General features: G+C 74.3%; 17 protein-coding genes. 7 read left to right on the top strand and 10 right to left on the bottom strand.

All coding sequences use genetic code 11. The features are described 5' to 3' along the window. Positions 1-32 precede the first annotated feature (32 nt). On the top strand, positions 33-434 hold the full coding sequence (locus ACZ518_RS10265) for a YchJ family protein (protein WP_469112583.1): 402 nt from the start codon (positions 33-35) through the stop codon (positions 432-434). Here ACZ518_RS10265 and ACZ518_RS10260 read toward each other — a convergent pair. Beyond that, on the bottom strand, positions 398-1,186 hold the full coding sequence (locus ACZ518_RS10260) for a DUF6397 family protein (RefSeq protein WP_469112582.1): 789 nt from the start codon (positions 1,184-1,186) through the stop codon (positions 398-400). The two genes, ACZ518_RS10265 and ACZ518_RS10260, sit on opposite strands and share 37 nt — an antisense overlap. A 106-nt stretch (positions 1,187-1,292) precedes the next feature. Beyond that, complete coding sequence (locus ACZ518_RS10255; RefSeq protein ID WP_042800536.1) at positions 1,293-1,691, bottom strand: roadblock/LC7 domain-containing protein; 399 nt, start codon at positions 1,689-1,691, stop codon at positions 1,293-1,295. 105 nt (positions 1,692-1,796) lie between these two features. Here ACZ518_RS10255 and ACZ518_RS10250 point away from each other — a divergent pair, with 105 nt between their 5' ends. Beyond that, positions 1,797-1,985 carry a pyridoxamine 5'-phosphate oxidase family protein gene (locus ACZ518_RS10250; RefSeq protein ID WP_469112581.1) on the top strand — a complete coding sequence of 63 codons (189 nt, stop codon included), beginning with the start codon at positions 1,797-1,799 and terminating at the stop codon, positions 1,983-1,985. A 28-nt stretch (positions 1,986-2,013) separates the two neighbouring features. Here the strand turns inward: ACZ518_RS10250 and ACZ518_RS10245 are convergent, their stop codons facing one another. Genes ACZ518_RS10245 through ACZ518_RS10225 form a run of 5 tightly spaced genes read right to left on the bottom strand, consistent with a single transcriptional unit; the run spans position 2,014 to position 7,015 of the window. Further along, positions 2,014-2,655 carry a GTP-binding protein gene (locus ACZ518_RS10245; RefSeq protein ID WP_469112580.1) on the bottom strand — a complete coding sequence of 214 codons (642 nt, stop codon included), beginning with the start codon at positions 2,653-2,655 and terminating at the stop codon, positions 2,014-2,016. Further along, positions 2,655-3,035: a DUF742 domain-containing protein gene (locus ACZ518_RS10240; protein WP_469112579.1), complete on the bottom strand. Its 381-nt coding sequence runs from the start codon at positions 3,033-3,035 to the stop codon at positions 2,655-2,657. The genes ACZ518_RS10245 and ACZ518_RS10240 overlap by 1 nt, the downstream gene beginning before the upstream one ends. Positions 3,036-3,052: 17 nt before the next feature. After that, positions 3,053-3,496, bottom strand: coding sequence for a roadblock/LC7 domain-containing protein (locus ACZ518_RS10235; protein WP_469112578.1), 444 nt, complete (start codon positions 3,494-3,496; stop codon positions 3,053-3,055). Continuing rightward, the gene (locus ACZ518_RS10230) at positions 3,496-6,087 is read right to left on the bottom strand and encodes a sensor histidine kinase (protein ID WP_469112577.1); all 2,592 of its coding nucleotides are present in this window, start codon (positions 6,085-6,087) and stop codon (positions 3,496-3,498) included. The genes ACZ518_RS10235 and ACZ518_RS10230 overlap by 1 nt, the downstream gene beginning before the upstream one ends. A gap of 49 nt (positions 6,088-6,136) precedes the next feature. Then, positions 6,137-7,015, bottom strand: a complete 879-nt coding sequence (locus ACZ518_RS10225; protein WP_469112576.1) for an MHYT domain-containing protein — start codon at positions 7,013-7,015, stop codon at positions 6,137-6,139. Positions 7,016-7,176: 161 nt separating this feature from the next. Here ACZ518_RS10225 and ACZ518_RS10220 point away from each other — a divergent pair, with 161 nt between their 5' ends. Further along, positions 7,177-7,794: a class I SAM-dependent methyltransferase gene (locus ACZ518_RS10220; protein ID WP_469112575.1), complete on the top strand. Its 618-nt coding sequence runs from the start codon at positions 7,177-7,179 to the stop codon at positions 7,792-7,794. Positions 7,795-7,815: 21 nt separating this feature from the next. Here ACZ518_RS10220 and ACZ518_RS10215 read toward each other — a convergent pair whose 3' ends face one another. Further along, positions 7,816-8,730, bottom strand: a complete 915-nt coding sequence (locus tag ACZ518_RS10215) for an oxygenase MpaB family protein (protein WP_469112574.1) — start codon at positions 8,728-8,730, stop codon at positions 7,816-7,818. Between the two features lie 144 nt (positions 8,731-8,874). Between ACZ518_RS10215 and ACZ518_RS10210 the strand changes: the two genes are divergently transcribed. Both ACZ518_RS10210 and ACZ518_RS10205 read left to right on the top strand, forming a co-directional pair. Further along, the gene (locus ACZ518_RS10210) at positions 8,875-9,663 is read left to right on the top strand and encodes a hypothetical protein (protein ID WP_469112573.1); all 789 of its coding nucleotides are present in this window, start codon (positions 8,875-8,877) and stop codon (positions 9,661-9,663) included. A gap of 51 nt (positions 9,664-9,714) precedes the next feature. After that, positions 9,715-10,191: an SAM-dependent methyltransferase gene (locus tag ACZ518_RS10205; RefSeq protein ID WP_469112572.1), complete on the top strand. Its 477-nt coding sequence runs from the start codon at positions 9,715-9,717 to the stop codon at positions 10,189-10,191. 36 nt (positions 10,192-10,227) lie between these two features. Here the strand turns inward: ACZ518_RS10205 and ACZ518_RS10200 are convergent, their stop codons facing one another. Further along, entirely contained in the window at positions 10,228-10,803 is a 576-nt protein-coding gene (locus ACZ518_RS10200) for an MOSC domain-containing protein (RefSeq protein WP_469112571.1), read from the bottom strand. A 197-nt stretch (positions 10,804-11,000) separates the two neighbouring features. On the opposite strand from ACZ518_RS10200, the gene ACZ518_RS10195 reads away from it, so the two are divergent. Both ACZ518_RS10195 and exaC read left to right on the top strand, forming a co-directional pair. Next, positions 11,001-12,287: a GAF domain-containing protein gene (locus ACZ518_RS10195; protein WP_469112570.1), complete on the top strand. Its 1,287-nt coding sequence runs from the start codon at positions 11,001-11,003 to the stop codon at positions 12,285-12,287. 56 nt (positions 12,288-12,343) lie between these two features. Continuing rightward, a complete protein-coding gene (gene exaC, locus ACZ518_RS10190) occupies positions 12,344-13,867 on the top strand; it encodes an acetaldehyde dehydrogenase ExaC (RefSeq protein WP_469112569.1) in 1,524 nt (507 codons plus the stop codon). A gap of 182 nt (positions 13,868-14,049) precedes the next feature. Here exaC and ACZ518_RS10185 read toward each other — a convergent pair whose 3' ends face one another. After that, positions 14,050-16,911: an ATP-binding protein gene (locus ACZ518_RS10185; protein ID WP_469112568.1), complete on the bottom strand. Its 2,862-nt coding sequence runs from the start codon at positions 16,909-16,911 to the stop codon at positions 14,050-14,052. Positions 16,912-17,006 lie beyond the last annotated feature (95 nt).

The raw sequence follows: 17,006 nt of genomic DNA, 5'->3' as shown, positions 1-17,006 counted from the left end.
CCGCCCTCCTCACCGAAGAGCTGATCGCACCGATGCCCACCCCGGCCCTCCCCTGCCCCTGCGGGCTGCCCGCCTCCTACGCGGACTGCTGCGGCCGCTTCCACTCGGGCGCCGGGCAGGCGCCCACCGCCGAGCTGCTGATGCGGTCCCGCTTCAGCGCCTTCGCGGTCGGCGACACCGCCTACCTCATGCGCTCCTGGCACCCCTCGACCCGCCCGGGCCGGCTCGACCTGGATCCGGACCAGCGCTGGGAGCGCCTGGAGATCCTCGCCACCGAGCGCGGCGGGATGTTCGAGACGGAGGGGTCGGTGGAGTTCCGCGCCCACTACCGCGAGGGCGGTCACACCGGCTCGCTGCACGAGCACAGCTCCTTCTCCCGCGAGGGCGGGGCCTGGGTCTACGTCGGCCCCCTCTCCCCCGTCGAGTTCGACTGACCCCGCGCGCCGGCCAGGGCCGAGTCCAGGCCGGCCCGGTAGTGGCGGACCTCCTCCGCCGGCTCCGCCAGCAGCAGCCGCCGGGCCACCGCCTCGGCCGCCGGAACCCGGGGGTGGCCGTAGGGCGGGGGCGGTGCGAGGGCGGCGAGCACGATCCGCTCCGCCGGGTCGGGCACGGCCGCCCGCACCTCCTCCTCCGGGAGCACGGAGGCCAGTACGGCCGCCCGCTCCCAGGGGTCGGCGGTCCGTCTCAGCAGCAGCCCCACGTGCCGCCCGCGCCACCGGCGCGGGCGCAGGTCCGCCCCGGCCGCCATCAGCTCCCGGTCCCGCGGGGGCGCGGCCCCGCGCAGCATCCCCGGCTCCCGGGCGGCGAACTCCCGCAGTTCGGCGGCCAGGTAGAGCCAGACGACGGCCCGGTAGCGGTTGATCCGGTAGCCGACGGGCGTCAGGTGCCCGCAGCGCGCGAGCCGGGTGAACCGGCTGGGCCCCACCTCCAGCACCCGCGCCCCCGCGTCGGCGCCGGCCGTGGTCTCGACCCGCGCGCGCAGCTCCCGCGGGAAGCCCTCCCCCGCCCTGACCCGGTCCAGCTCGGCCCGGGTGAAACGGACGGCCCCGCTCGCCGACCGGAGGCCCGGCCGGACCAGCCCCAGCTGGACGGCCCGGGCGAACTCGCCCCGGCTCAGCCCCAGTTCCCCGGCCGCGCGGAGCCCGCTGAGCGGCGCGCACGCCGGCATCTCCACCTTCGTCTTCATCACGGTCCTCCCCCACGAGTGGCGATCACTCTGTGTGAAGACCGTAACCGGGGGTGACGGCGACGCGCGAGGCCTGTGGATAACCCCGGACCGGACCCGGCGGCCGTCAGCCCCCGGTGATCCGCCGCTCCGCGACGCCCAGGTGCTCCCCGACCCGGTTGACCAGCAGCGTCATCTCGTACGCCACCTGCACGATGTCGGCCTCCGCGGCACTCAGCGCACACAGGCAGCTGCCGGAGCCGGCCGCCACCACGAAAAGGAACCCCTCGTCGTACTCGACCATCGTCTGACGCACCTCGCCCGCCCGGAAGTGCCGGCCGGAGCCCTTCGCGAGGCTCTGCAAACCGGCCGCGACGGCCGCCAGGTGCTCCGCGTCCTCCCGCGCCAGACCCGCGCTCGCGGCCGTCACCAGCCCGTCGTTCGACAGGACCACCGCGTGCCGGACCTGCTGGACCCTGCGCGTCAGATCGTCCAACAGCCAGTCGAGCTGCTTGTCCAGTGCCATTTCCAGCCCCTCCCCGTTGACCCGGCCGACGCGGCCGCGCCCCACCCCGCTTGGTCGTGCCGCAAGCCTTCCCCACCAGGGGCTTTCCGGCAAGGAGATGGACGCATGGCACGGAAGATGACTCAAGAGGAATGGCGGGCGTTCGGCCGCCGCTCCGTCCGCACCCCGACGCCGTCCGCGCCCGGCGGGGACGGAAGCCCGCACACCGCTCCCATCTGGTCCGTTCCCGACCGCGGCCCCGTCGTCTTCACCACCGGCGAGAAGCCCGTCAAGGGGAGGAATCCGGCCCCTTGACGGCCCGGCCTGATCCGAAGGGCACGGCCTACGGCCCGACGGCGTCGAGCAGCCGGGCCGTGTGCACCCGGCCGGCGTACTCCACCAGCCTGATCAGCACTTCCTTCCCCGAATCCTTGTCCCTCGCGTCACACAGCACCACCGGTGTCCCCTGCTCCAGGTCCAGCGCCCGCGACACCTCGTCCGAGGCGTAACTGCGCGCGCCGCTGAAGCAGTTGACGGCGACCACGAAGGGGATCCGCCGGTGCTCGAAGTAGTCCACCGCCGGGAAGCAGTCCTCCAGCCGCCGGGTGTCGGCGAGGACGACCGCCCCGAGCGCGCCCTGCGACAGCTCGTCCCACAGGAACCAGAACCGGTCCTGGCCGGGCGTCCCGAACAGGTAGAGGGACAGACCCGCCCGGATGGTGATCCGGCCGAAGTCCATGGCCACGGTGGTCGTGGTCTTCTGGTCCACCCCGCCCGTGTCGTCGACCAGTTCGCCCGCCTCGCTCAGCAGCTCCTCCGTGCGCAGCGGCCTGATCTCGCTGACCGCGCCCACGAGCGTGGTCTTGCCGACCCCGAAGCCGCCGGCCACGAGGATCTTCAGGGCGAGCGCGGCGAGTTCCTCCTCGGCCGCGGCGCCGGCGCCGGAACCGCCGGGACCCGTCGTGCCGTTGTCGTGCAGTCCCATCACAGTGCTCGCAATCCCTCGATGACTTCCCGCAGAATCCGCTCGTCCGGCAGCTGCGCGGGCGGCACCGGCCGGCTGACCCGCACGTGCCCCGCCTCCAGCAGGTCGCCCAGCAGCACCCGCACCACGCCCACCGGCAGGTCCGCCTCGGCGGAGAGCTCCGCGACCGACTGGGTCTCGGAGCGGCAGAGCCCGAGCAGGGTCCGGTGCTCCGGGCCGAGCAGGGCCTCGTCCCCCGCGCCGGCCGACTCCGGGTCCACGACGACCAGGGCGATCAGGTCGAACCGGACCCCGTGCGGCCCCGGCTTCGTACGCCCTCCGGTCATGGCGTACGGGCGGACCAGCGGGCCCGCCTCGGCGTCGTACCACTGGCCGTCCATGTGCCGGACCGCCGTCCTCACCCGGCTGCCGGGGGGCGGACCGCGAACCGGGGCGGCGTGTAGAGGTGCTCGCCGACCCGCTTGACCAGCCGGGCCATCTCGTACGCGATCAGCCCGATGTCGGCGCCCGCGGTGCTGAGGACGGCCAGGCAGGAGCCGTCCCCGGCCGCCGCGACGAAGAGGAACCCCTCGTCCATCTCGACCATCGTCTGCCGCACGCTCCCGGCGTGGAAGTGCCGGCCGGCGCCCTTGGCGAGGCTGTGGAAGCCGGAGGCGACCGCCGCCAGGTGCTCGGCGTCCTCCCTGCCCAGGGCACTGGAGGAGCCCACCGCCAGCCCGTCGTTGGACAGCACCACGGCGTGGCGGACCTCTCGGACGCGCATGACGAGCTCGTCGAGCAGCCAGTCCAGTTCGCCGGATCTGCGGACACCGTCGAGGGCGGTCCTGTGGTGTTCGGTCATCACACTTCTCCTTCGCTGCCTGCGTGGGGGGAATCGTCCTGGGAGCCGCGCGCCCATCCGGCCCGGTAGGCGGCCATCCGGTCGCGCGCCTGCTCCGGGCTGCGGTCCGGGGGGTCCGCCGGGGGCGGTGCACCGTCCGGGGTCCGGGCGGCGGCGGGGGCCTCGCGCAGCTGCGGGACCAGGCTGGCCTGGCGTACGCGGCGCGGCAGTTCGGTCACCGAGGCGGCCGGAGCGACCGGCTCCGGTACGGCCGCGGGCGCGGGTGCCGGTGCGGTACGGATGACCGTGCCGCCGGGGCCGCGCGGCCGCAGCGGCGCCACGGGGACGGGCACCGGGGCCGGCCGCGGTCCGGCACCGGGCCCCGCCGCGGACATGGACCCGGGCCCGGTTGCGCGCGCGGGCCCGGACGCGGACTCCGGCGCGGACCCGTGCGAAGGCTCCGGCTCGGCGGCGGTCGGGGCCTCGATCGCCCCCTGGAGGAGGGAGTTGGGCAGCAGCACCACGGCGGTGGTGCCCCCGTAGGGCGAGGGCCGCAGGTGCACCTGGATCCCGTGGCGCGCCGAGAGCCTGCTGACCACGAACAGGCCGAGCCGGTCGCTGTCGAAGAGGTCGAGGTCCTCGCAGTGCTCGATCCGGCGGTTGGCCTCCGCGAGCGCCTCGCGGCCCATGCCGAGTCCGCGGTCCTCGACCTCCAGGACGTAGCCGGCGCCGACGGGTTCGCCGCTGACGCGGACCCTGGTGTGCGGCGGGGAGAACTGGGTGGCGTTCTCGATCAGTTCGGCGAGCAGGTGGGTGAGGTCGGCGACGGATCCGCCGCTGACGGCCGCCTCGGCGAGCCGGCGGACCTCCACGCGCGGGTAGTCCTCGATCTCCGAGACGGCGGCCCGCACGACGTTGGTGAGCGGCACCGGCATCCGCCACGCCCGGCCCGGGGCCGCGCCCGAGAGGATGATCAGGCTCTCGGCGTGGCGGCGCATCCGGGTGGTGAGGTGGTCGAGGCGGAAGAGGTCGCCCAGTTCGCCCGGGTCGTCGGCGCGGCGCTCCATCGAGTCGAGCAGGTCGAGCTGCTTGTGCACCAGGACCTGGCTGCGCCGGGCGAGGTTGACGAAGACGCCGCTCACCCCGCTGGCGAGTTCGGCGCGTTCGACGGCGGCGCTGAGGGCGGCCCGGTGGACGGTGGACAGTGCCTCGCCGACCTGGGTGATCTCGTCCTCGGCGGGCGGCCCGGACGGGGCCTCGGCCTCGACGTCGATGTCCGCGGCCCGCCCGGCCCGCAGCCGTTCCATGGCCTGCGGGAGCTTGCGGTGGGCGATCTCCAGCGCGGTGTTGCGCAGCGACACCAGCTCCACCACCAGGGCGCGGCCGATCCGTACGGAGATCACCAGCGAGGCCGCCACCGCCGCCAGGCCCAGCAGCACCGCGGCGCCGGCCGGGCTGAACGCGCCTTCGGCGAGCGGGTCGGCGCGCCCGGCGGACCGGGCGTGCGCGGCCTGCCGCACTTCGCGCATCGAGCCGCTCACGGCCGCGTAGGCGGTGTCCCAGCCGGCGGGCACCCCGCGGACCTCGCGCGCGGCCGAGGCGGCCGCCGAAGCCGCGGGGGCGGAGGTCGCGGCGGCGGGGACGGGGTTCGCGGCGGCCGGCGCGGGGGCCGCCGCCAGGGCCCCGTCCTCGGCGGCGGTGAGTTCGGCGTAGGGGGTTCCCTTCGAGACGGCCTCCCAGACGGACCGCTGGGCCGCCGGCAGGTCCCGCGCGGTGGCGGCGGTGAGGGTGCGGCGGGTCTCCACGGCGCCGGCCAGGCGGCGCACCGCGTCGGCGGTGCGGGGGCCGGGCAGGGCGAGCAGCGCGTCCTCCCGGGACAGCAGCTCGCCGGCCCGGGCGAACTCCAGCAGCACCCGCGCGTCGGGGCCGAGTTCGGGGTCGGAACCGCCGGAGAGGGCGCCCTCGGCGGCGAGGGCGGCGTCGGCAACGCGGGTGTAGGTCTCGTAGGCGCCCTCGGGGGTGGCGCGGCGGGCGGCGATGTCCGTGCGGGCGGGGCCGAGCGCCTCCGCGGCGGCGACGAAGGCCCCGAGGCGGGCGACCGTGTCGGTGCGGTAGTCGCCGGAGTCGGCGACGGTGTGCCGGTCGCCGAGGCGCAGCGCGCGTACGGCTTCGTCGGTGCGGCGGGCCTGCTGTTCGAGGGCGGAGGCCTCGCCGGAGGCGGGGTCGGCGAGGAAGCGTACGACGGCCCGGCGCTCGGCCTGGATCTCGGTGAGGGCGGCGGCGACGGGGGTGCGTATCTCGGCGTCGGCCTGGCGGACCCGGCTGAGCCGGGCTATGTCCTGGGCGGTGCTGACGGTGGCGAAGCCCCAGAGGGCGAGCAGGGAGACGACCGGGACCATCAGCAGGGAGACGATCTTCGCGCGGACGGTGGCGGGCCGCATCCGCTCCCACGGCCCGCCGGCCCGGGCGGTGCCGGCGCCCGCGGCCGGGGCGGGGCGGCGGGATCCGGGCTCCGGCGGTTCCGCGGCGGGGGGACCGGCGTGTGCGCGGCGGCCGCGCGGCGGGGGCCGCCGCGGTGGCGCTGCTTCCGGTCTTCTGCGGGGTCTGCGCATGGGCTCCTCGTTCCGGGGCGGTACGGATCCTCAGGGGGCGGGCGGGGGGTCAGCGGGACGGGACGGGGCCTTCGCCGACCCGCCGCGCCGCTGCTGCTGCGGCGGGGGCCGGAACGAAGCCCGCTCCGGTAGCCGCCCCGGACGCGGGCTCCCGGCCGGCCGCCGCGGGAGCCCCCGGTGCGGAGGCGGAGGCCGACGCCGCCCGCTCGTCCGCCGTCGGGGAGAGCGCCACGAAGGCGGCGGTGATGAAGAGGTAGGAGCCGAGCCCGACCGCGAGCGGGAAGATGAACTGCATGGCGGTGGCCCCGGGCAGGGCCGCGTCCGAGGGGGTGACGCGGACGGAGACGGCGATCATCCCGGTGTAGTGCATGCTGCTGACGGCGGCGCCCATGACGAGGGAGGCCACGGCGACGGCCACCGGCGACTTGATGTTGAGGGCGGCCCACAGCGCGGCGGTGGCGGCGACGACGGCGATGGCGACCGAGAGGCCGACGGTGAGCGGGTCGTACTCGATCCGGCCGTGCAGGCGCAGGGCGGCCATGCCGAGGTAGTGCATGCTCGCGACCCCGAGTCCGGTGGTCAGGCCGCCGAGGACGAGGGAGCGGCCGCGGTCCTTGCCGTAGCCGACGGCGAAGACCCCGGCGCCGACGACGGCCATGGCGACGAGCAGGCTCAGCAGGGTCATCGGCACGTTGTAGTGGATCTCGGTGCCGGTGACGTGGAAGCCGAGCATGGCGATGAAGTGCATCGTCCAGATGCCGGTGCCGATGGCGGAGGCTGCGGTGAGGAGCCAGTTGCGGCGGGAGGAGCCGGTCGCGGCGAGCGCGCGGACGGTGCAGCGCAGGCCGAGGGCGGCGCCGATCGATGCCATCACGTATGACAGTGCGGGTGTCAGCCAGCCATAGGCGGCGTGGTCCAGGTGTCCCATGGCCACGGGACGCTAGTCCGGGTGAGGGCGCGAACAAGGGGCGCATTTCGAAAGACGCTGCAACTGCTGGAATATGACAGGCAGACGTTCATCTCCGATCACACCACGTGTCACCTTGTGCACGTTCCGCAGGGGCCGTGGCGGTGCGGGATCATGTGCGCATGAGCCGTATGAGTCGTACGAACGAAGACCACACGCATGTGCAGGAGTTCTTCGGGTCACGCGCAGCCGCCTGGGACGGCAAGTTCCCGGAGGACGGGCCCGCCTTCGCGACCGCCGTGGCGGAGTTCGGCGTGGGGCCCGGGGACCGGGTGCTCGACGCGGGCTGCGGGACCGGCCGGGCGCTGGTCCCGCTCCGCGCGGCCGTCGGGCCGTCCGGCACCGTGCTCGGCGTGGACCTGACCGAGGAGATGCTGGCCGAGGCGCGGCGGGCCGGACGCGACCGCGAGGGGACCCTGCTGCGCGCCGACGTGGCCCGGCTGCCGCTGCGAGACGGGGTGCTGGACGCGGTCTTCGCCGCCGGCCTGATCGCCCACCTGCCCGATCCCGCCGAGAACCTGCGCGAGCTCGCCCGGGTGGTCCGCCCGGGCGGCCGGCTCGCGCTGTTTCACCCGATCGGGCGGGCCGCGCTCGCCGCGCGCCACGGCCGCGAGCTGACCCGGGACGACCTGCGGGCCGAGCACAACCTCGGCCCGCTGCTGTCCGGTTCCGGCTGGCGGATGACCTCGTACGCCGACGAGGACACCCGCTTCCTGGTACTGGCCGTGCGCGGCGCCTGAGAAGGCCACGCGCCCCGGGCGCTACGCCGGGGGCTGGGCCTCGGCTCCGGCCGGGCGGCGCGGGTGCGGCACGGGGCAGCCACCGGCGCCGGGCACGGGGAACGTGCCGAGCTCGCCGACGTCGTAGCCCCCGCGGTAGCCCTTGATCTCCGGGTTCTGGCGGGCGTAGTGCGGGGCGGTGCGCGGGGGCAGCAGCCGTACCGCCCGGCCGCGCAGCCGCAGCGCGCCCCGGACCAGCCGTTGGAGGCCGGGGCGCGGGGTCTCGTACCGGAAGGCGTCCAGCAGCGGCTCGTCGAGCAGGGCGAGGCTCGCGCGGCGCACGGCGGGGGCGAGCGGCGCCGGGTACCAGGAGGCCATCAGGTCGAGGGTGGAGTCGGCGACCTCGCGGCCCCCCTCGTCCCAGCCGAAGTGGGCCTCCTCGTAGGCGTTCAGGGTGGTCTCGAACTCCTCGTAGGAGCCCGGGATGTCCTTGATGCCCATGTGCCGGCCGAGGGCCGCGTAGTAGTTGGCGCAGGCCCGGCGCTCGTGGTGGGTCAGCGGGCGCCAGCCGTAGACGTCGAGCCAGCGCGCCGGAATCACCACGAACGTGCACAGGACGTAGCGCATGTCGTCGTCGGAGATGTCGTAGCTGCGGTGCATCTGGTTGACGCGGCGGATCGCGGTGCGCGCGGTGTCGCTCTCGAAGCCGTGCTCGACCACCGCGTCGAGGAGCAGCGAGGTGTCGTCGTACCGCTTCTGGGCGCGCTCGGTGAACTCCGCGGTCTCGGCGAGGAGGGCCCCGATGGAGGGGACGGCGTAGGTCCTGAAGAGCGCGAGCTCCAGGGCACGGGTGAAGTCCCAGGGGAACTCGTAAGTGGCGGTGAGCCGGTAGATGGCGAGGAAGTCCTTGTCGGGGTCGAGCCGGAGGATCTCCCTCAGCCGGTCGTAACGCTGCACCGGTCTCCCTTTCTGTGGCGGGTCCCCAACTCTACGTGCAGGTAGCGGGCTTGGAAATCGACCCCCGTCGGGTCTCGACGTGCGAGTTACCCGCTGGTTAAGGTGCGCCGACGAGTACGCGATCGGGAGGCATCGGGAGGCCACGTGTCCGACGAGGAGGACGGGGGCTCGCTGTACGTGCTGACGGCCGTGCTGCTGACCCCCGCGCAGTTCCCGGCGGTGCTCGGGGACGACTTCCCCGAGGCCTGCGCGCATCTGGGCGTGGAGCCGGCCGCCGAGGGGTACGGGCTGGTCCTGGGACAGGACGAGGAGGGCGCGCGCTGGACGGTCGTGGTGGACGACGTCTCGCTCGTGGCCGCGGCCATCGCCTCCTGGGACTGCGGGATGGAGTACGACCTGTCGCCCGACGAGCGCACGATCGTGGTGTCGCTGGCGGGCTGGCCGCTGGAGCTGACGGTGTCGACGGCGGGCATCCCCGAGCCGCACGACCCGGAACAGGGCGCGGACGGCACGGGGCGGGTGCCGCTAGCGCCGCCCTCGGCGGAGGTCTGGGGGCCGGTGCAGCGGCGCCTGGGCGCGGACCAGATCGCGCGGGAGTGGGCGGACTGGCGCGAGCGCGTCGCCGAGGACGGCGGTGCGGCGGCAGCCGCGCATCCCGGGCTCGCGCGGGCGCTGGGCGAGGCCGCCGGGTACGCGCGGCAGGCGCCGCCGCCGGGGCGGGTCCGGTCGGCCTTCGCGGGCGAGGGCGTACGGACCCTGCGGGCCGACGGGCCCGGCTGGTCACTGGTGGCCCGGACGGGCGGCCCGGCCTTCGTCCTGCTGGACGAGGAGCCGGGCGGGGTCCTGTCCGTCCCCCACGGAGGAGACACCGGACTGCCGGAGCTGCCCGGCCTGCTGGCGGCGCTGGACGGCATGGCGGTACGGCCGGTCTGAGCGCACGGAGTACAGGTGGACGGAAGACGGAACGGAACACGGAGGAACGTGATGGCGGAATCGATGGAACCGGTGGAGTCCCGGCCGGTGGGCGTGGTCGTGGGCGGCCGGTCGGAGGTCGTGGACGACGACTGGGGACGCGAGCGGGCGGTGATCCGGCTGGACGCCGCGCGGTTCGGCCCCGAAGCCCTCTACGGGCTGGAGGACTTCTCCCACGTCGAGGTCGTGTACCACTTCGACCGGGTGCCGGTGGAGAAGATCGAGACGGGTGCCCGGCACCCGCGCGGGAACCAGGACTGGCCCCTGGTCGGGATCTTCGCCCAGCGCGGCAAGAACCGCCCCAACCGCATCGGCCTGTCACGGTGCAGGGTGCTGAAGGTCGACGGCCTGGACGTGCACGTGGAGGGCCTGGACGCGGTGGACGGCACCCCCGTGCTCGACCTGAAGCCGTACATGACGGAATTCGCCCCCCGCGGCGAAACCCGCCAGCCGCAATGGGTGACGGCCCTGATGCGGGACTACTACTAGGCCGTCTGTACTTCGTGCGCCACCCGCCCCGCCCCGTCAGACGCGTTCGAGCGGGACGTGCGGGAGGGGCGGGAGGGTGGTGGTGATGGGGTCGCCGGGGCGGATCGTGCCGCCCTGGTGGACCACGCCCATGATCCCGGCCTTGCGGACCACCCGGCCCTCCTCGTCCCGGCCGACGACCTGCTTGAGCAGGCCGTCCTGGAAGGCGTTGATCTGCGGGCACGGATTGCGCAGGCCCGTCACCTCCACCACGGCCTCCTCGCCCATGCGCAGCAGCGTGCCCGTCGGCAGGGCGTGCAGGTCTATGCCCTCGGTGGTCACGTTCTCCCCGAGCTGCCCCGGGGTGACGACGAAGCCGGCCGCGGCGACCTCCTCGAACAGTTCCCGGTGGATCAGGTGCACCTGGCGCAGGTTGGGCTGGTCCGGGTCCTGCGCCACGCGCGAGCGGTGCTTGACCGTGACCCCGGCGTGGACGTCGCCCTCGACGCCGAGGCCGGCGAGGAGGGTGATGCCCTCCCGGTTGGGCTTGGTGAAGGAGTACTCGGCATTGCTGCTGACGGCCGCGACCGTCGCGCTGCTCGTCGCCGTGCCGCGCCCGGTGGTGGTGCTCATGAGAAAGTCCTGTGTCCCCCCTGCCGCCCCAGGCGGCCGAACTCCTGCTTCCGCCATGGTCAACGTGCGGGCGCGGCCGTGTGTTCCCGGCCGGGTTCCGGCACGGACTGGCCGACACGACGCTTGCCGGGGTCCGGGAGCCGCATGACGATGGGGCCCTCCGCGTACACGGCTCCACGACCCCTCGGGAGGGTGACATGGGCGATCCGTCGTTGGCGCTGCCGGGCGGGGCCGATCCCGTCGAGCGCACGCGCGTCCTGCGACGGGCGCACGAGGCCTTCACCCGGCACGGGCGGGTCGAGCCCCCGGTCCGGGCCGTCATCGCCCAGTCCTGGCGGCGGTGCGCGCGGGCGCGGGTCAGCCCGGAGTGCGCGCCCCGGCAGGCCCGGGCGGAGGCGGAGCTGCCGGCCTACCGCGAGCAGCACCCGCTGGCCCCGGTGATGCCGCTGTTCCGGGATCTGGTGGGGGCGTTCGCGGCGCACGGGGCCCATCTGCTCGCGGTGTGCGACGCCCGCGGCGAACTGCTCTGGGTCGAGGGGGAGACGGCCACCCTGCGCCGCGCCGAGCGCCTCGGCTTCGTACCGGGCACGCGCTGGGCGGAGTCGGCGATGGGGACCAACGCGCCCGGCACGGCGGTCGCCGTCGGGGAGCCCGTACAGGTCTTCGGCGCCGAGCACTTCAGCCGCCTCGTGCACCCCTGGACGTGCGCGGCGGCCCCGGTGCGGGACCCCGGCACGGGCCGGGTCCTCGGGGCCGTCGACATCACCGGCGGCGACGGGCTGGCCCACCCCCATTCGCTGGCGTTCGTGCAGGCGGTGGCGCGGGCCGCCGAAGCCCAGCTGGCGCTGCTGGCACCGCAGCCGCCGGCCTCCCGCGACACCCTCGCCGCGCTCGGGCGGGACGAGGCGCTGCTGGTGCTCGGCGGCCGGCGGATCCCGCTGGGGCGGCGGCACAGCGAGATCGTGACGCTGCTCGCGCACCACCCCGAGGGGCTGTCCGGGGAGGAACTGGCCTTCGCCCTGTACGAGGAGGAGTCCGTGGCGGCGGTGACGCTGCGGGCGGAGATGTCCCGGCTGCGCGCCCTGCTCGGCGCCGGGAACCTGCTCTCCCGCCCGTACCGCACCGCCGTCCCCCTGGAGGCCGATTTCACCGCCGTGACCCGGCACTTGGCAGCGGGGGCCGTCTCGGCCGCCCTCACCCGCTACCCGGGACCGCTGCTGCCGGCCTCCTCGGCGCCCGGCATCGTCCGTCTGCGGCGGCGGATCGAGGAGCAGGCGCGGGCCGCGGTGATCGCCCGGGCGGACCCGGGGCTGCTGGCCGACTGGGTGTGCAGCCCGTGGGGCGCGGAGGACCCCGAGGTGTGGCGGGCGCTGGCCGAAGCCCTGCCCCCGCAGGGCCGGCCGGCCGCGCTGGCCCGCGTACGCTCCCTCGACGAGGAGCTCGGCGTCCGGCGTGCAACGTACCCGCAACCTGCCCGCCCCTAGCGTCCTGCCCGAGCGCTGTCCAACGGCGGCCGGCGCCAGGCGAGGGGAAGACACCCATGGCCCGTTACGCGGCACCCGGTACCGAGGGCGCGCTGATGTCGTACGCGTCCCGCTACGGCCACTTCATCGGCGGGGAGTACGTGGAGCCGGCCCGCGGCCGGTACTTCGAGAACCCCTCCCCCGTCACCGGCCGGCCCTTCACCGAGGTCGCGCGCGGCACGGCGGAGGACGTGGAACGGGCCCTGGACGCCGCGCACGCGGCGGCGCCGGCCTGGGGCCGCACGTCGCCGACCGAGCGCTCGACGATCCTGCTGCGCATCGCGGACCGGATGGAACAGCACCTGGAGGCGCTGGCGGTCGCGGAGACCTGGGAGAACGGCAAGCCGGTCCGCGAGACCCTGGCCGCGGACCTGCCCCTGGCCGTCGACCAGTTCCGCTACTTCGCGGGCGCCCTGCGCGCCCAGGAGGGCGCCCTCAGCCAGCTCGACGACGACACGGTGGCGTACCACTTCCACGAGCCGCTGGGCGTGGTCGGCCAGATCATCCCGTGGAACTTCCCGATCCTGATGGCCGTGTGGAAGCTCGCCCCGGCTCTGGCGGCGGGCAACACGGTGGTCCTGAAGCCGGCCGAGCAGACCCCGGCGTCCGTCCACTACTGGCTGAGCCTGGTGGCGGACCTGCTCCCGCCGGGCGTGGTGAACATCGTCAACGGCTTCGGCGAGGAGGCCGGCAAGCCGCTGGCGTCGAGCCCGCGCGTGGCGAAGGTCGCCTTCACCGGGGAGACCTCCACGGGCCGCCTGATCATGCAGTACGCGGCGGAGCACCTGAAGCCGGTGACGCTCGAACTCGGCGGCAAGAGCCCGAACATCTTCTTCGACGACATCTGGGCGACGGACGACGACCTGCGCGACAAGGCCCTGGAGGGCTTCACGATGTTCGCCCTGAACCAGGGCGAGGTGTGTACGAGCCCGTCGCGCGCGCTGATCGAGCGCGGCCGGTACGGCGACTTCCTGGACGCGGCGGTGGCCCGCACCGAACTCATCGTCCCGGGCCACCCGCTGGACACGGACACGATGATCGGCGCCCAGGCCTCGGAGGAGCAGCTGCGCAAGATCCTCTCGTACGTGGAGATCGGCCAGCAGGAGGGCGCGAAGATCCTCACGGGCGGCGGCCGCATCGACCACGGCGGGGACCTGGCGGGCGGCTTCTACGTGGAGCCGACCATCTTCGAGGGCGACAACCGGATGCGGATCTTCCAGGAGGAGATCTTCGGCCCGGTGGTGTCGGTGACCTCCTTCCAGGACTTCGACGACGCCATCCGCATAGCCAACGACACGGCGTACGGCCTGGGCGCGGGCGTCTGGAGCCGCGACATCAACACGGCCTACCGCGCGGGCCGCGCCATCCAGGCGGGCCGCGTCTGGACGAACTGCTACCACGCCTACCCGGCCCACGCCGCCTTCGGCGGCTACAAGCAGTCGGGCATCGGCCGGGAGACCCACAAGATGATGCTGGAGCACTACCAGCAGACCAAGAATCTGCTGGTGTCCTACTCCCCGAAGAAGCTGGGCTTCTTCTAGCCCACCCAAAGAAGGCGCCTGACCTGGGCTTTTGCCCGGCAGGCGCCTTCTTTGACCGTCTGAAGCCACACCGAATCGGTCGATGCTCCCCTCAACCCGCCACCTGGCCGCGATCCTGTTCCCGCACCCCTCCCACCCGAACAGCGTCCTGAAGTAGGCCGGCCGTACGAGATGCGGCATCTTCAGAGCTCCGGGGACGAAGTGGCCAGCGCGGCCGCGAGGTGTGTTCTGCTGCTGATGGCGAGTTTGCGCAGGGAGTTGGCGACGTGGTGCTCGACGGTCCGGGGCGAGATTCCCAGGCGGTCGGCAATGGCCCGGTTGGGGAGGCCTTGTGCAGCGAGCCGAGCGACTTGGAGCTCGCGGGGGGAGAGTTCGTCGCCGTAGCCGATGGGGCCGCGCTTGTGGGTGCGGGAGAGGCCGTGGCGGTGCAGCATGCGGTGGCACGTGCTGATGTCCCAGTCCGCGCCGACGCGGCCGTAGATCTCCAGCGCCTGGTTGCCGAGTTCCTGCCCGCGGTGTGCGTCATGGGCGAGACTGCAGCGGGCGGAGCCCTGGAGGGCATGTCCTGTTTCGAGGGGTCTGTCGGCCTCGTTCCAGGCCTGGGCGGCTTCGGTGAAGAGGGCGTGGGCGGCCTCCGTGTGCCGGTCGGCTTCCGCGAGGTGGGCGCGGCAGGTGAGGAGGGCGGCGGTGGCGGCCGGGGCGCGTCGTCCGTCGATGCCGTGGGTGAAGTCCTCGACGAGCCGCTGGGCTTCCGGGTGCCGGCCGGTTCGTACGAGGGCTTCGACGGCGGTGGGGGCGAGTTCGGTGGCCCAGATCCATCCTCCGGTCCGGCGGATGTGATCGAGGGTCTCCACCGTGGTGTCGTGGGCGTGGTCGGGGCGGTCGGCGGCGAGGTGGATGCGCGCGAGTGCGGCGGCGGAGGCGGGCAGGACGATGCCGGTGTCGAGCCGGGAGGTACGGGCGGCGTTCGTCAGGTCCTGGCGCGCGGTTGCGGTGTCCCCCCGCTGATGGAGGGTGAGCAGGCCGCGGACGAGGAGGGATTCGGCGGCGAGGTCGGGGATGTCGGTGTAGAGGTGGACGGCGCGCTGTGCGCGCTCGGCGAGCCCTTCCCAGTGGCCGGTGGTCCAGGCGAGGAGGAGGTGGGCGGTTTCGGCGAGTCCCGCGAGGTAGGGGATGCCGTTGCGTTCCAGGAATTCGTCCGCCTGGGCGAGGTGGTCGTGGGCGGCGGCGGGGTGGCCGAGCGCGGTGGTGGCGTGGGCGAGGTTGACGTGGGCGCGGGCGAGCTGGACTTCCTCGGCGGCCGAGGAGGGAGTCCGGGGCAGGTCCGCGGCCGCGTTCCAGGCTTCCGGGTCGCCGGTGAGCATCAGGACGGTGGCCCGGTTGACGGCGATGGCGGTGCGCTGGACGGGGTCCGTGATGCGCGGGATGAGTGCTTCGGCGCGCTCCAGCCAGCCAAGGTGCTGGGCCAGGGGCCATCCCTGGACGGAGGGGAAGGCGATGGTGGACATGGCGCGGGCCGCGAGTTCGGGTGCGGTGTCGGTGAGGTCGTCGGCGGCCCGGGCGATCTCGTCCATGCCGGCGAGTCCGAGGCCGGCCTGGTTGCGCATCAGGGTCCCGAGGTAGAGACGGAGTTCACCGCGGACGGCCTGCGGGGGATCATCCTGGCCGATGACGCGGCGCAGGGCGGGGAGGGTGGCGCCGTCGGGCATCGCGGACAGGGCGGCGCTGCCGAGTTTGAGGCCGAGCCGGATCCGGGAGGCGGTGGAGGGGTGGTCGCTCAGCGCCGTGAGGTAGTGGCGGGTGGCGGTGCTGGTGTCGCCCTGCGCGGCGGCGCGGTCGCCGGCGGCTTCGGTGTAGCGCAGGTAGGCCTTGGTGCGGCCGGCCTGTTGGTAGTGGTGGGCGATCTGGGCGAGCGGCGGTGGCGAGATGTGGGTGAGGACGGCTTTGGCCGCGCGCAGGTGCAGCGGGCGGCGTTCGAACTCGCAGACGGCTTCGTAGGCCGCCTGGCGGGCCAGGGAGTGGCGGAAGTCGAGGGTCCCGGCGGCGGCGGGGTGCAGGACGCCGTGTTCGAGCGCCATGGTGACGGCCCGGCGGGTGTCGGGTTCGCTCAGGCCGGTGATGTCGGCGAGCAGGTCGACGGTGACGGGACGTGCTGCCACAGCGGCGGCGGCGATGACGTCGCGGGCCTGTTCCGGGAGGAGGGCCAGACGTTCCAGGAGCACGCGCCGCACCGGGGCGGGCAGGATGATCGTGCCATCGGCGTCCGGGGCGCCGGCATCGTCGTCGGTGATCAGCCTGATGACTTCCTCGATGGCGAAGGGGATGCCGGCGGTGCGGCGGTGCAGACGTTCGGCAAAGTGCTGGGACGTGCGGTCCGCGCCCATCAGCTGAGCGGCCAGCTCTCCCGTCTCCGCTGCCGTCAGGGGGGCGAGGCGGACTTCGTGGACCAGTGCACCGGACAGCCACGAGGCCGGTCCACGGTGCCTTGCGGCATGGGGAGCGTCGTCCCGGTCGGTGAGGACGACCGTGAGGTCGGCGGGAAGGCGGGTGGTCAGGACCCGCAGGAACTCGCGGGTGCTCGCGTCGGCCCAGTGGACGTCCTCCAGCACCAGGACCGCCGGGTCTATGGACCGGAGCAGTGCGTAGATGGCTCCGTGCAGGCGGTAGGTCTCGGCCTGCGCGTAGCTGAAGACCGGAAGCGACGGCGGCAGCGAGCCGGCGAGGTCGGGCAGAAGAAGACGCAGAGCGCCCGCGAGTGCGGGTACCTCGCGCAGCGCACTGGCGGGAAGACAGTTGAGCGCGGCGATGACCGGTCCCAGGACCGGAGTCTGCGCCATCTCGGAGCACTGCCCGATCAGGTGCGGGAGGCCCTTCAGCGCAGGGGCTCGCAGGAGCTCCTGGACGAGTCGCGTCTTGCCGATGCCGGCCTCGCCGGTGATGACGATGATGCTCGGCGGCCGGGCTGCCACCCGGCACAGCGCGGCGAGCTGGGCTGTGCGTCCGATCAGGGGGGTGGGGGCGGGGGCGGGCCGTGGTGCGTGCACGGGAGGCTGGCTCTCCTGGGGTGGTCCGAGCAGATACGCCACGCGGGGGCTCTGCCGCACTGCCCGTACGGGCCCGCCCCCGCGGGGCCCGTACG

The sequence above is a fragment of the Streptomyces sp. NPDC033966 genome (assembly GCF_055575955.1).
Note: the sequence above shows the minus strand (reverse complement) of the source record. Positions and strands in the feature narration are given on the sequence as shown.